This is a genomic window from Burkholderia sp. Tr-20390 (assembly GCF_017104595.1).
Classification (GTDB): domain Bacteria; phylum Pseudomonadota; class Gammaproteobacteria; order Burkholderiales; family Burkholderiaceae; genus Burkholderia.
Genome location: NZ_JAAGPC010000417.1, coordinates 1 through 711, shown reverse-complemented (window position 1 = coordinate 711; position 711 = coordinate 1). Strand labels below are relative to the sequence as shown.

At 72.3% G+C, this 711-nt stretch carries 1 protein-coding gene; it reads left to right on the top strand.

Annotated features, from left to right (window positions below; genetic code table 11):
* Positions 1 to 711 (top strand): condensation domain-containing protein (locus G3N98_RS39320; RefSeq protein WP_241026305.1); only part of this gene is annotated, 711 nt, incomplete at both ends.

Here is a 711-nt window from a genome sequence, read left to right as displayed (position 1 = left end):
CGCAGTATGCGTTGCAGGTGGCCGATGCGCCGCGCGCCGCGCATGCCGGTGCGGCTGCGCCGGGTGTGGCCGTCGCCAAACCCGATGCACACGGCGTGTGGCCGCTGTCGCCGGCGCAGCTCGGCCTGTGGTTCCTGTGGCGCGCACAGCCGGACAGCGCCGCGTACAACATTCCGGTCGCGCTGCGGGTGCGCGGCCCGCTCGACGTCGATGCGCTGCGTGCGGCCTTCGCGGATGTCACGGCCGCGCATCCGGCGCTGCGCGCGCGGCTCGTGGCGCGTGACGGCGCACTGCCGGGCCAGCGGATCGATGCCAATGCTTCTGTCGAACTGCCGGTGATTGACCTGTCGGCGCAAGCCGATGTGCTCGCCCGCGCCGCAGCGCTGACCGACGAGGATGCACTCGCACCGTTCGACCTCGCTGCCGATGCGCCGCTGTGGCGTGCGCGCGTGCTGCGTCTGGATGCGGAAGACCACGTGCTGTCGGTGACGATTCATCACATCGTGTCGGATGGCGAATCGATCGAGCTGTGGCTCGATGCGGTTCGTGCACGCTATGTCGCCCGCGTGCAGGGCGGCGCCGGCGCCGTGCCGGCCGATGAGGCCGTCCAGCTGGCCGCCCAACCGCTCGTGCTGCCCGCACCGTGCCATCCGGCCCGCGTCGCCTACTGGCGCGATGCGCTGGCCGATCTGCCGGCGCGCGTGCTGGCGA